Source organism: Butyrivibrio proteoclasticus (assembly GCF_900115735.1).
Classification (GTDB): Bacteria; Bacillota; Clostridia; order Lachnospirales; family Lachnospiraceae; genus Butyrivibrio; species Butyrivibrio proteoclasticus_B.
The window spans coordinates 1-12528 of record NZ_FOXO01000048.1; the positions used below are offsets into that span (position 1 = coordinate 1).

Annotated in this window: 15 protein-coding genes; 1 reads left to right on the top strand and 14 read right to left on the bottom strand. The window is 41.0% G+C overall.

Features of this window, described 5'->3' with window-relative positions; translation table 11 throughout:
* The 6 genes from tnpA to BM146_RS18025 form a co-directional block, all read right to left on the bottom strand.
* Positions 1 to 236: IS200/IS605 family transposase (tnpA, locus tag BM146_RS18000; RefSeq protein WP_143087459.1), on the bottom strand; the 236-nt coding region annotated here is incomplete at its 3' end.
* Between the two features lie 195 nt (positions 237 to 431).
* On the bottom strand, positions 432 to 1202 hold the full coding sequence (locus tag BM146_RS18005) for an HD domain-containing protein (protein ID WP_074891953.1): 771 nt from the start codon (positions 1200 to 1202) through the stop codon (positions 432 to 434).
* A 31-nt stretch (positions 1203 to 1233) separates the two neighbouring features.
* A complete protein-coding gene (locus BM146_RS18010) occupies positions 1234 to 1590 on the bottom strand; it encodes a DUF1622 domain-containing protein (RefSeq protein ID WP_074891955.1) in 357 nt (118 codons plus the stop codon).
* 145 nt (positions 1591 to 1735) lie between these two features.
* Positions 1736 to 2302 (bottom strand): chromate transporter, encoded by a 567-nt coding sequence (locus tag BM146_RS18015; protein WP_074891957.1) that lies wholly within the window; start codon positions 2300 to 2302, stop codon positions 1736 to 1738.
* Positions 2299 to 2856, bottom strand: coding sequence for a chromate transporter (locus BM146_RS18020; protein WP_330391873.1), 558 nt, complete (start codon positions 2854 to 2856; stop codon positions 2299 to 2301). Before BM146_RS18020 ends, BM146_RS18015 begins: the two co-directional genes overlap by 4 nt.
* Positions 2857 to 2919: 63 nt before the next feature.
* Positions 2920 to 3168 carry a GlsB/YeaQ/YmgE family stress response membrane protein gene (locus tag BM146_RS18025; protein WP_022774913.1) on the bottom strand — a complete coding sequence of 83 codons (249 nt, stop codon included), beginning with the start codon at positions 3166 to 3168 and terminating at the stop codon, positions 2920 to 2922.
* Between the two features lie 222 nt (positions 3169 to 3390).
* Between BM146_RS18025 and trxA the strand changes: the two genes are divergently transcribed.
* Complete coding sequence (gene trxA / locus BM146_RS18030) at positions 3391 to 3708, top strand: thioredoxin (protein ID WP_074891961.1); 318 nt, start codon at positions 3391 to 3393, stop codon at positions 3706 to 3708.
* 73 nt (positions 3709 to 3781) lie between these two features.
* Here trxA and BM146_RS18035 read toward each other — a convergent pair whose 3' ends face one another.
* The 8 genes from BM146_RS18035 to trpD are packed head-to-tail and all read right to left on the bottom strand — an operon-like array spanning position 3782 to position 11061.
* Positions 3782 to 4549, bottom strand: coding sequence for a ZIP family metal transporter (locus tag BM146_RS18035; RefSeq protein WP_074891963.1), 768 nt, complete (start codon positions 4547 to 4549; stop codon positions 3782 to 3784).
* Positions 4550 to 4581: 32 nt separating this feature from the next.
* Positions 4582 to 5148, bottom strand: a complete 567-nt coding sequence (locus BM146_RS18040) for an anthranilate synthase component II (RefSeq protein ID WP_074891965.1) — start codon at positions 5146 to 5148, stop codon at positions 4582 to 4584.
* Entirely contained in the window at positions 5145 to 6611 is a 1467-nt protein-coding gene (gene trpE, locus BM146_RS18045) for an anthranilate synthase component I (protein ID WP_074891967.1), read from the bottom strand. Before trpE ends, BM146_RS18040 begins: the two co-directional genes overlap by 4 nt.
* Before the next feature lie 29 nt (positions 6612 to 6640).
* Positions 6641 to 7408 (bottom strand): tryptophan synthase subunit alpha, encoded by a 768-nt coding sequence (gene trpA, locus BM146_RS18050; protein ID WP_074891970.1) that lies wholly within the window; start codon positions 7406 to 7408, stop codon positions 6641 to 6643.
* Entirely contained in the window at positions 7401 to 8591 is a 1191-nt protein-coding gene (gene trpB, locus BM146_RS18055) for a tryptophan synthase subunit beta (protein WP_074891972.1), read from the bottom strand. Before trpB ends, trpA begins: the two co-directional genes overlap by 8 nt.
* A gap of 21 nt (positions 8592 to 8612) precedes the next feature.
* Positions 8613 to 9221, bottom strand: coding sequence for a phosphoribosylanthranilate isomerase (locus tag BM146_RS18060; RefSeq protein ID WP_074891973.1), 609 nt, complete (start codon positions 9219 to 9221; stop codon positions 8613 to 8615).
* Between the two features lie 13 nt (positions 9222 to 9234).
* Positions 9235 to 10014: an indole-3-glycerol phosphate synthase TrpC gene (gene trpC, locus BM146_RS18065; RefSeq protein ID WP_074891975.1), complete on the bottom strand. Its 780-nt coding sequence runs from the start codon at positions 10012 to 10014 to the stop codon at positions 9235 to 9237.
* A gap of 30 nt (positions 10015 to 10044) precedes the next feature.
* Positions 10045 to 11061: an anthranilate phosphoribosyltransferase gene (gene trpD, locus BM146_RS18070; RefSeq protein WP_074891977.1), complete on the bottom strand. Its 1017-nt coding sequence runs from the start codon at positions 11059 to 11061 to the stop codon at positions 10045 to 10047.
* Positions 11062 to 12528 lie beyond the last annotated feature (1467 nt).

Below are 12528 nucleotides of genomic sequence, written 5' to 3' on the forward strand. Positions count from 1 at the left end.
TATCCTACGAAACTTGATACACTCATGCTCGGTGGTATCCTTACCAGCATATGGATGTGATCTGGGCACACCTCTGCTTCTATGATTTCCACTCCTTTTCTCTTGCATAGTGTACTGAGAATATTTGCTATGTCCTGCTTTATCTGGCCATATGCGACCTTTCTTCTGAACTTTGGTGCAAATACAATGTGATACTTACACTCCCATTTAGTGTGTGATAAACTATTCATGTCCATTTTGGACTACCTCCTGTGATTTTACTTTGGTTGGCGAACCGTAAGTAATTCTATCACGGGAGGTTTTCTACTGTAAGCTAAAGCAGCTGTTGTCCCCCTGCATAGCAGGGGGTTTTATTAAAGATGCTACACAATAAACAACGCGGGGGATGTTTCCTATACATCACCCGCGTATAATTCACAAATCATAATGGATCAAATAATTTCGTAAAACCTCTCCAGTTCTTCCCTAGTATTCTTAAGTGCCTTTAATGTACTCTCATTCCTTGAAGGGAAATCGAACATCTTATAAATGTACCCCTGTTCCTTTGCAATCTCCCAGCTCTTTGGATATACCAGTTCAAAGGCAAGAGCAATGTGACCGATCAGATGCTCTGCCGGTGAATCCATTACATCACGATTTACTGCATGATGCGCTCTTACCTGATCCATTACTTTTTCAGAAACCCCTGATGATAACAGCTCATTCTCAGAAACGTTGTATATTTCTTCCATAGGTGTCTCTACATTTACTCTTAAGATATCAACCTTATCCGCGTCTCGGAGGATGTTACAGAACGTAAGAGTTTCTCCGGCAACTGTTTCATCAATCCTGTACTTGTTATGTTGTCTGATGACAGTTTCCATCATCTCATCAAAAGACCTTTCATCACTATAATTCAGTATGAGGTGCTCATCTCCAAATAAAAGATCTGCGCCAAACTCTGCATGGTCTACTGATTCAGAATCTATGAAAGTGTTATATCTTTTTACCTGTTCAAATCTTCCTATATCATGAAGCATCCCGGAGAGCCATGCAAATTCTACATCTTCATCCGATAAACCAATCGACCTGGCAATTTTTTCACAGGTTTCTGCCACACGATATGTATGAGCTATCTTTAAAGCAATCTTTGTATCCTCAGGATCATAATTTCTTGTGTAAGAAGCAAACTGCTCCCTGACTTTTCTTCTATCTATCTGCATAAATTCTTTCTTTCACATTACTAACATTATTTTAATCAATTGAATCGCTTTTCTTGGGTTCAAGGGCTTTTTCTTCGTTTTTGATTTCCCAATGGATGAGGAAGGTCAGGGCAGCTCTCAGGGCTATGATAGCACCAAGGATTCCGAGTTCTGCCCACTCTCTGACTACGACTGTTCTAAGAACCTCGCCGCCAAGCTTGAATTCCAGTGCCAGTGCTATACCCTGTGCCAATTCAAGCCTTATTGAGTCATATTTCTTTATCCATAATATGAAGCTCTTAATCGCTGTGAAAACCAAAATGCATATACCAAACATTTCCAGTATAAGCGTTGAAAACTCTACGATATACCTAAGGATATTTTCTGAAATAAGATATGCGTTTTCCATAAGTGCTCCTTTACTCCTTTAATTTAAATAGTCTTCTTTATCTCTTCTGTTCATTATCATTATAGCATAATATATATGTCGTCATTTCGCACAAGGCAAAATGCTTACGCGTTCAGCGCAAGCATTTTTAATAAGAATCAATTATTTAAAACACCAGAGAAGCTATGACTTCAAAAACTCCACATAGGACCATAACAAGAATGGGATTTAATTTCCATTTTCTCAGAGCAAAAATAGAAAGGACAAACAAAATAAAAGGTCTTACCGAAAAATTCCCATCTGTAAATTCAACACTTCCTGATTTAAATATGGTTGGAATTAAGATCATAAGGCCGGCTGCAAATATCATGGAAACAACTGCAGGGCGCAGGGATAACAGTGCATCTTTTAACACCGGAAGCTCTTTGTACTTGGTATAAAGGAGCGCCAGAAAAGTAACAAATATGCATGAAGGAAGAACAACTCCTACTGTTGCCACTATTGCTCCGGGTATTCCTGCTGTCTGATTGCCTACAAAAGTTGCCGCATTTACAGCTATTGGTCCCGGTGTCATCTCCGCTATAGTTACAAGATCTGCAAAATCAGCTGCACTTAGCCATCCATATTTTTCAACTACCTGCGAACTGATAAGTGGCATTGCTGCATAGCCGCCACCAAAACTAAAGGCTCCCACCTGCAAGAAGGCAAAAAATAATTCTAAATATATACTCATACTCTTTCACCTCTTGCTTTTATAAGTGACCTTAAAATGCCTATTATGAGTGTTGCAACTATAATAAGTATCACATTCACCTTGAGATAGTAATTGAGAATAAATGCTGCAGCCATGATAACTATAAGGAACACATCTTTCTTTTTTACAATTCCAAAGGCCATATCCCATACTACTGAAACAATAACGGCGCTTACTCCTGACTTCATACCGAACAAAAGAGACTGTATATACGGATTGGTCTTAAAGGCCGCATAGAAAGCAGATATAACCGTAAGGATGACGAAAGGAGGAATTATGGCTCCCAACACTGCAACCAGTATTCCCGGAAATCCACATATTTTATAGCCTATTACTATTGCCCCATTTACTGCAATAGGGCCCGGTGAAGACTGGGCGATGGCAACATAGTCCAGCATTTCCTCTTCACTTATCCATTTCAGTTCATCTACAAATTTATTTTTAAGAAGGGTTATGATCACATAGCCGCCTCCAAAGGTAAATGCACTAAGATATAGGGTTGATAAAAAAAGGGTTTTTAACTTGTCTTTCAAAACAAGACCTCCAAACATCAAGAAAAAACTCCGAAAGAACTTTTCTTCCGGAGCTTTCCAAAATTACTTTAAAAGCTTTTTTCCAGCATATATTACGATGCAGGAACCGATAACACCGACGATCAGGTTACCAATGATGCCGCTTCCATGGATACCAACAAGTCCAAGAACAAGATTTCCTACGAAGCCACCTACAACACCAAGAATGATGTTTCTTAAAAGGCTTCCTTCATTTTTCATAAATCTTCCTGCAATCCATCCTGCAATAGCACCAATAATAAGACCTGTGATAAGTCCCATTCCATTGATCATATCAATATCCCCTTTCAATTACTTATTTTCAAGACCTAGTATAACATATACTTCCAAATATACATATTTCTTTTTTGCCAAAAAAGCTCGAAATAATCGCATATTATCGCACTTTACCGGCGTTTATTTTTCTTTAACAATTTAATTGTTGACAATCAAATTAAATTGTGCTAAATTTAATTTATCGAAAACAAATGATTGATTAAACGGAGGTAATACACTATGGAATATAAATTTACAACAGCAAATTTCGAAGAAGAAGTTATAAAGAGTGACATCCCTGTTCTCGTAGATTTCTACGCAGACTGGTGCGGTCCTTGCAAAATGATGATGCCAATCGTAGATAAGATGGCAGAGAAATATGATGGAAAGATCAAGGTTGGTAAGGTTAATTCCGACGAAGAAAACCAGCTTGCAGCTAAATATAACATAATGTCAATTCCAAGTTTCCTTTTGTTCAAAAATGGCGAGCTTGTTGATACACTTACCGGTGCTATGCCAGCAGATATTTTGGCTAGCAAACTTGATTCTTTATTATAATTTTTCCTCTAAATAAAGCGCTCCGTCCTGCATAATACAGGATGGAGCGTTTTAGTTTTCTTCTATTTTTTAATCAGCCAAGTCCTACATCGAGAGCCATCATAATGATGAATCCAAGGGCAAAAGAAATGGTTCCAATATTAGAGTGCTTTCCTTCTGCCATTTCAGGTATGAGTTCCTCTACTACAACGTAGATCATGGCTCCTGCCGCAAAGCTTAAGAAATATGGCATTAATGGCACAAACAGTCCAGCTGCCATAACAACTAAAAGTGCTCCGATAGGCTCAACTATTCCCGATAATACACCATACAAAAATGTCTTGCCTTTGGATTCACCCTCGGCAAGCAGTGGCATCGACACAATTGCGCCCTCAGGGAAGTTCTGAATAGCGATACCTATGGCAAGGGACATGGCTCCGAGAAAACTTGTTGTCTCACTTCCATAGAGCCAACCTGCACATACTACACCGACAGCCATTCCTTCGGGAATATTGTGAAGAGTTACAGCAAGTACAAGCTTTGTCGTTCTCTTAAGTCCCGACTTTACACCCTCTTCACTGTTATCCATATGCATATGAGGTACAAGTACGTCAAGACACAGAAGAAAAAGCATTCCAACTGCAAATCCTATAGATGCAGGTAAAAAGCCAAGCTTTCCCAGATTTTGTGACTGATCTATCGCAGGAATCAGCAGGCTGAAAAACGAAGCTGAAACCATGACTCCTGCAGCAAATCCGGTAAATGCCTTCTGAAGATTCTCACCAATTGAATTCTTAAAAAAGAAAACACAGGCTGCGCCTAAACTTGTTCCTAAAAACGGAATAATTATAATTGGCCACATAAAACAATCCTCCTGATCATAATTCCATTTTATCAGAGCATAAGGAAGTTTTTAAGCATTTTCTTCCCTTCAGGTGTAAGAATAGATTCAGGATGGAACTGAAGCCCATAAACAGCTTTTGACACATGGCTTACTGCCATGATCTCCCCTTCAACAGTTTTGGCAATGACCTTTAGTTCATCCGGAAGAGTCTTTTCGTTTGCAGCAAGAGAATGATACCTTGCTACATTAGTCTTTTCATCACATCCTGCAAATATAGGAGATGTGACATCAAGCTCTGTGAGCGATTGCTTACCATGCATGAGCCTGTTTGCATAAGTAATCTCAGCCCCAAAGGCTGCGCAGATGGCCTGATGTCCGAGGCATACGCCAAGAATAGGGAATTCACCTGAAAGCTCTTTTACCACGTCAATTATCACACCGGCATTCTCTGGTCTTCCAGGTCCCGGTGAAAGAATGATGTGACTTGGCTTCATGGCTCTTATCTCTTCAATTGTCTTTTCATCATTTCGGATAACTTTAATATCCGGATTTATCTCACCAACATACTGATACAGGTTGTAAGAAAAGCTGTCGTAATTATCAATCAGTAAGATCATAGTTCTTCCTCCTGCGCCATGTTAAGGGCTGAAAGACAGGCCTTTGCCTTGTTAAGGCACTCCTCATATTCATTCTCGGGAACTGAATCTGCCACTATCCCTGCTCCGCTCCTTACAAAAACCTTGCCGTTTTTCTTATAAAGGATCCTGATAGCAATGCAGGTATCCATATTCCCTGTAAAGTCGATATAACCGATTGCGCCGCCATATATGCCTCTTTTATTGTTCTCAAGTTCTCCTATAAGCTGGCAAGCCCTGATCTTGGGTGCGCCGGACAATGTCCCCGCAGGAAGTACTGATTCTATGGCATTTAGCGCATCCTTATCATCTCTTATAATTCCCTTAACTGTTGAGCCAATATGCATAACATGGGAAAACCTCACAACTTCTCTGAGTTTTTCAACTTCCACAGTTCCAAATTTACTGATCTTTCCTATATCATTGCGGCCAAGATCCACAAGCATATTGTGCTCTGCGAGCTCTTTCTCATCTGCAATAAGCTCTTTTTCAAGCTCTATATCCTCATTTTCTGTGGCGCCTCTTTTCCTGGTTCCAGCCAGTGGGAATGTGTGAAGGACGCCCTCCTCAAGCTTTACCAATGTCTCAGGAGAAGCCCCTGCAACTTCTATATCCGTCCCTGAAAAATAGAACATATAAGGTGATGGATTCACTGTTCTAAGCACTCTGTAGGTATCAAGAAGGCTTCCTTCAAACGGGGCGGAAAGCCTGTTAGATAGAACTATCTGGAAAATATCGCCCTCCCTGATGTAGCCCTTTGCCTTTTCAACCATGCTGCAGTACTCATCTTTGGTAAAAAGAGCTGTCACATCTCCCAAAAGTCTTCCTGATTGCTTTTCTTTCTTTTCACCTGTACGGATGAGCCTTACAAGATTTTCAATGGAAGCTACAGCGCTATTGTAGCCCTCTTCCTCATCCTTCAGGAACATGTTTACTATTACTATAATTTTTTGCTTAACATGATCAAAAGCAATTACCTTATCAAATAGCATAAGATCTGCGTCAAAAAATCCTTCTGAATCCTCAACATTTACCTTGGTCTCCGGCTCGCTGTACTTTAAGTAGTCATAGGCAAAATATCCCACAAGGCCACCGGTAAATGAAGGAAGTCTTTCAAGCCTTGGACTTTTGTAATCATCTAATATCTGCCTTATATAATCTGATGGATCATCGCTTTTTATAGCAAGGCTTCCTACCTTGATCTCGCCATCCATACAAGTGATGGAAAGCTTTGGTTCATAGCCAAGGAATGTATATCTTCCCCATTTCATATCTGCACTTGCAGACTCAAGCATGTAGCAATGCTTTGATACGTTTTTTAGTCTCTTTAGAGTCTCTATTGGTGTCGTGAAATCAGAAAGAATCTCGGTGCTGATCGGAACAACCTTATACTTTCCTTCCTTCGCGATTTCCTTAACTTCTTCGTAGCTTGGATATATCTTCATGTCGTCTTCTCCATGTGTATACTTTTGCTCTACACAGCTTCCTTCATTTTCCGTACGTACTCTCCAACCACCTTGGGCGCATCTTTTCCATGCTCTTTAATGAGCTTGATAATGGCGGAACCTACAATTGCTCCGTCTGAAACAGATGCCATTTTGGCAGCCTGCTCAGGAGTCGATATTCCAAAGCCTATGGCACATGGAACATCAGTGTTGTCCCTGATGACTTTAACTATTGACGCAAGGTCAGTTGTTATCTCTGTTCTGGTTCCTGTTACTCCAAGGCTTGATACAAGGTAAATATAACCTTTTGCCTCTTTTGCGATCATGGATATCCTATCTGCAGATGTAGGTGCTATAAGGGAAACAAGGTCAACGTCATATTTGTTGCACAAGTCTATAAACTCGCCCTTCTCCTCATAAGGGATATCCGGAAGAACAAGGCCGTCAATCAAGACTTCCCTGCATTTTGATATGAATCTTTCAGGGCCATATGAATAGACAACATTAGCATAGGTCATGAAAGTCATAGGCACGCTAACCGTTTCTCTTACCTCTTTTACCATGTCGAATATCTTGTCTGTAGTAGTCCCTGCTAAAAGAGCTCTCACATTAGCCTCCTGGATAACAGGCCCCTCTGCTGTTGGATCAGAAAATGGTATTCCAAGTTCAATAAGGTCAGCACCTGCATTTACCATTTCATATATGCAAGCCTTGGTGGTCTCAAGATCAGGATCTCCACAGGTTATAAATGGTATAAATGCCTTTCCGTTTTCAAAAGCTTTTTTTATGTTACTCATTGATATCCTCCCCTCTGTAGCGTGCGATCGCTGCGCAGTCCTTATCGCCTCTTCCTGAAATTGTTATCACTATTATTTTGTCCTTTGAAAGTTCTTTTGCCAGCTTCATTCCGTATGCTACAGCGTGTGAAGATTCTATTGCCGGAATGATGCCTTCTGTCTTCGACATATATTCAAATGCATTAACTGCTTCATCGTCTGTAACTGGCACATACTCTGCTCTTCCTATATCGTGAAGGTAAGCATGCTCAGGACCAACTCCCGGATAATCAAGTCCTGCAGAAATAGAATAAACAGGGGCTATCTGCCCATATTCGTCCTGGCAGAAATATGACTTCATTCCGTGGAAAATTCCTTCTCTTCCTGTAGCTATGGTAGCTGCAGTTTCAAAAGTATCAATTCCCCTTCCGGCAGCTTCACAACCGATAAGCCTTACTTCCTTGTCCTCTATGAAATTGTAGAAAGAACCTATAGCATTTGATCCCCCACCGACACAGGCTACAACAGCATCCGGAAGTCTTCCTTCCTTTTCAAGCATCTGCTCTTTTATCTCTTTAGAGATAACTGCCTGAAAATCTCTTACAATAGTCGGGAAAGGATGTGGCCCCATAACTGAGCCAAGGCAGTAATGGGTATCATCAATGCGCCTTGTCCACTCTCTCATTGCCTCAGAAACAGCATCCTTTAAGGTTGCTGTTCCTGTTGTAACAGGCACAACTTCTGCTCCTAGGAGTTTCATTTTGTAGACGTTGAGCGCCTGCCTCTTTGTGTCCTCTTCTCCCATGAACACTACACATTCCATTCCCATAAGGGCTGCGGCTGTGGCAGTTGCAACGCCGTGCTGACCTGCGCCTGTTTCTGCGATAAGTCTTGTCTTTCCCATCTTTTGGGCAAGAAGTGCCTGACCTAAAACATTGTTGATCTTATGGGCACCGGTATGATTTAAATCTTCTCTCTTTAGATAGATTTTTGCCCCGCCCAGGTCCTTTGTCATTTTTTCGGCATAGTAAAGCCTTGAAGGACGGCCTGCGTACTCATTTAAGAGCTCTGTCAATTCCCTGTTAAACTCAGGATCGTCCTTAAATCTGTTGTATGCATTTTCAAGTTCAATTACCGCATTCATCAAAGTCTCAGGAATATACTGACCTCCGTGAACTCCAAATCTTCCCTTTGTATTTTCCATTGTCTACTCCTCAATCTCTTTTCACAGTTGCGCTGCAAGTCTTACGTTTGCTACAAAGCTCCCCATTTTGGAAGCATCCTTATGTCCGTCCGTCTCTATCCCGGAGCTCACATCAACTCCGAAAGGCTTTATCCTGAGTACCACCTCTTTGACATTTTCAGGGAAAAGACCTCCCGCCAAGAAGAATGGTCTGTTAACATTTTTAAGTAGCTCCCAGTCAAAGTTCTTCCCTTCTCCGAGCCCTGCATCTAAGAGCACGTAATCCGCTATGCTTTCATTGGCAATATTGATATCCTCTTCATTTTTTATGATAAACGCCTTGATTATTGGCTTATCCGTGTGGAGTCTCAAATGCCTTATATAGCTCTCATTCTCGTGACCATGAAGCTGTATCACATCTATGACCTTTTCACCTATCAGCCTTATTATTTCGTCAGGATCCTCATCTACAAAAACGCCAACTGCCTTTATATCTTTGTTTAGGCCATCCTTAAGGTTCCTCGCTGTTTCAGGATCAACATAGCGCTTACTCTTTTTCCAAAATACAAACCCGATGAAATCAGGTTTAAATATGTTTGCGGAAGCAATGTCTTCCTTCTTTTTAAGTCCGCAAAGTTTAATCTTAGTCATTTCTCTTCTCTCTTCAGGCTCCTTTAAGTGTCGCCAAAGCCTTACTTTTATCCTCTGCCCTCATAAGCTTTTCACCTACAAGGACTGCATCTGCCCCTATTTCATTTAGCGCTTTTATGTCTTCATTTGACTTAATACCGCTTTCTGAAACAAAGACCAGATCTTTGGGAACCATATCCCTTAGCCTTTTTCCAAGGCTTATATCAACACTGAAGTCCTTCAGATTTCTGTTATTCACACCAATGATCCGGGCGCCTGCCTTAAGGGCTGTCTCAATTTCTTTTTCGTCGTGACACTCAACGATTGCTGAAATACCAAGTTCATCACAGATATTCAAGTACTCTTTTATCCGGCTCTCTGAAAGAATCGAAACTATCAAAAGAACTGCTGATGCCCCTAAAATCCTGGCTTCATAGATCATGTACTCATCAACTGTAAAGTCCTTTCGAATGATGGGAATACTGACCTTCTCTGATATCTCTTTCAGATACTCATTTTTCCCAAGAAACCACTTGGGCTCAGTCAGAACAGATATCGCGTCTGCCCCGGCCTTCTCATAGTCCATGGCTATCTGAACGTAAGGAAACTCCTCTGCTATTATTCCCTTTGAAGGAGATGCCTTTTTACATTCACAGATAAAAGAAATTCCATCTTTTTTCAGTGCCTTCTCAAAAGAAAAGTCTCCCTTTGGAAGTGACAGCGCCATCTTTTTTACTTCATCAAATGGCCTTACCCTTTTTTCTTCTTCAATTCTTGTCTTTGTGTACTCTGCAATTTCTTCTAAGATATTCATTTTGGGCTCCCGGTTCATTGCTGTTTTTCTTTATCTGTTGCTGACTTCTATGATCTTACCCAGTGTTTCTTTTGCCTTACCTGAATCAATTATGTCGGCTGCAAGCTTTACTCCATCTGCCATGGACTGTGCCTTGCCTCCGATATAAAGAGCTGCTCCAGCATTTAAAAGAACTGCATTTCTCTTGTGCCCCTTAACTCCGCTTAAGATATCAAGAGTGATCTTGGCATTTTCCTGTGGTGTTCCGCCCTTGAGATCGTTTTTATCGCAAGTCTCAAAGCCGAAGTCTTCAGGCTTTATGGTAAATGTCTTATACCATCCATCCTTTATCTCACAAATCTTGGTTGGAGCTGAAAGTGAGATCTCATCGAGCTTGTCCATTCCATATACAACCATTCCGCGCTTGATGCCAAGGTTTACAAGTACCTGCGCCAGAGGCTCAACAAGATAGTCGTCATAAACTCCAAGGAGCTGCATCTTAGGTGATGCCGGATTAGTCAAAGGTCCAAGGATATTGAACACTGTTCTGAATCCAAGCTCCTTTCTGATAGCGCCTACGTACTTCATTGATGTGTGGTACTTCTGAGCAAAGAAGAAGCACATTCCTGCTTCTTTGAGAAGCTCAACACACTTTTCAGGACTCTGATCAATATTTACTCCAAGTGCTTCCAGGCAGTCTGCAGTTCCGCAAAGTGATGATGCTGCTCTGTTTCCGTGCTTTGCAACCTTGATGCCTGCAGCTGCTGCAATAATTGCTGTTGTAGTAGAGATGTTAAAGCTTCCAGCGTTGTCTCCACCTGTTCCTACGATCTCGAGCACGTCCATACCTGTATCAACTCTTGTAGCATGATCTCTCATGGCTGCAGCACAACCTGCGATCTCATCAGTTGTCTCTGCTCTTGCGCTCTTAGTAGAAAGAGCTGCAAGAAAAGCCGCATTCTGAGTAGGTGTTGTCTCACCACTCATGATCTCATTCATTACTGAGTAGGCTTCGTCATAAGATAAGTCCTCTTTGTTTACAATTTTTACGATTGCTTCTTTGATCATTTTGCATTCTCCTCTCGTTGCCTCTGCCAAGGGCTCTTATTCTGCGTGAAAAGCAGACACAAACTCGAAATCGCTTCGCATTTCCTCGTTCGTGTTGCTCGCCATATAGTTACGATTGCTATTGCATGCGAGCATGCTCGCAATCGTAACTGCATGGCTCTGCTTTTCACGCAAAAGAAAAGTCCTTGACAGAAAAACCTATTGTTTTCTGTCAAGGACGAATATTTATACACTATCCGCGGTGCCACCTTGATTCACGAAAATGACTTCGTGCTCTTGCAGGATACCTACATATCCCCGACTACTAACGTAAGCCTCACGTCACGGATACTAGAGAAATTTCTTTCTTTTTCCCCATGCCCTCAGCGGCCCATATAAGGACAAGTGCTCATCCACGCGCCCCGCGACCATCCGGCTTCCACCATCCCGGACTCTCTGGAAAGATAATTCTTTCGGTGCAAAATGCGCTTTTTCTTCCGCTTCATTGGTTTAAATTATTAAATTGATAAAATATTACTACTATTATTTCTATGCGTCAATGCATTTTTATAAAAAAATTAAAAACTATACTTTTTGTTTTTATATGAGCAAATCTCTAATGAGTATGCTAAAAGCCTATTCATAGTCAGGAGCCCGTCCGCCACCACTGTAACGGGTGGCTCGAGTCTTGAAATCGGCCTATATGCCCATTTGAACTTCCATGAGGGGTGGCTGGCATCGCAAAAAGTTGCTATAAGGACAAAATTGTAAAAATCAAAGGTGGCTGGAAACTATAAAAAGCACTATATGCCCAAAACGATTATTTCCATTATATGGACTGTTATACGGACGGAATGATATGGATTTAATGAGCATAATGACTCATATAAATCATTACAATTGTTATCTGTGAGCGATTCAAACATTGGATAAATGTGGGAGTAGCTGGGATGTAGGATAAGATTGAAAAAACTGTAAGACTTATCCCATTCTATACAAGCCGATTTTCAGAGGTGTGGGATAAAACCGGAAAAACTATTGAAGTTATCCCACATTTTCAGGGTTATGAACACTGCGCTTGAATGAAAAGTAGGATAAAAGCGATAAAAAACAATGGTTTTATCCTATAAACCAGCAGAATTGTTAACAAAAATGATAAGAATAGACTAACTATTAAAAGTCAACAAGAAAATGAAGATTTTTGAATAAAACATCGTTAGGTGTTTTAGATAGCCTGGAGGCAGGCTTAAGCCTCAATTAGTACCTTGAAAACTGCATGACAAACAGAGCATCTGAAAAGGTGCTCTAAGAAAAGGATGTAAGTTAAAGACTCTTTATTTTCGGTAGGCTTCGCCTGTAAGTTCCATCCGATAGATGGTGCGTATCAGCTTTTTCGCCGCATGACCGACAGCAACATTGTAATGCTTGCCTTCACTTATCTTCTTTGAAAGGTAGGCTCCGAAGCTTTCATCCCATTTGCAGACGAAC

Bases quoted from the DNA above. Each gene is read 5' to 3' on its own strand.
- BM146_RS18060 (WP_074891973.1), bottom strand. From the start codon at position 9,221: ATGACTAAGATTAAACTTTGCGGACTTAAAAAGAAGGAAGACATTGCT.
- BM146_RS18015 (WP_074891957.1), bottom strand. From the start codon at position 2,302: ATGAGTATATATTTAGAATTATTTTTTGCCTTCTTGCAGGTGGGAGCC.
- trpD (WP_074891977.1), bottom strand. From the start codon at position 11,061: ATGATCAAAGAAGCAATCGTAAAAATTGTAAACAAAGAGGACTTATCT.
- BM146_RS18005 (WP_074891953.1), bottom strand. From the start codon at position 1,202: ATGCAGATAGATAGAAGAAAAGTCAGGGAGCAGTTTGCTTCTTACACA.
- trpE (WP_074891967.1), bottom strand. From the start codon at position 6,611: ATGAAGATATATCCAAGCTACGAAGAAGTTAAGGAAATCGCGAAGGAA.
- BM146_RS18025 (WP_022774913.1), bottom strand. From the start codon at position 3,168: ATGATCAATGGAATGGGACTTATCACAGGTCTTATTATTGGTGCTATT.
- trpC (WP_074891975.1), bottom strand. From the start codon at position 10,014: ATGAATATCTTAGAAGAAATTGCAGAGTACACAAAGACAAGAATTGAA.
- BM146_RS18040 (WP_074891965.1), bottom strand. From the start codon at position 5,148: ATGATCTTACTGATTGATAATTACGACAGCTTTTCTTACAACCTGTAT.
- trxA (WP_074891961.1), top strand. From the start codon at position 3,391: ATGGAATATAAATTTACAACAGCAAATTTCGAAGAAGAAGTTATAAAG.
- trpA (WP_074891970.1), bottom strand. From the start codon at position 7,408: ATGAGTAACATAAAAAAAGCTTTTGAAAACGGAAAGGCATTTATACCA.
- BM146_RS18010 (WP_074891955.1), bottom strand. From the start codon at position 1,590: ATGGAAAACGCATATCTTATTTCAGAAAATATCCTTAGGTATATCGTA.
- BM146_RS18035 (WP_074891963.1), bottom strand. From the start codon at position 4,549: ATGTGGCCAATTATAATTATTCCGTTTTTAGGAACAAGTTTAGGCGCA.
- trpB (WP_074891972.1), bottom strand. From the start codon at position 8,591: ATGGAAAATACAAAGGGAAGATTTGGAGTTCACGGAGGTCAGTATATT.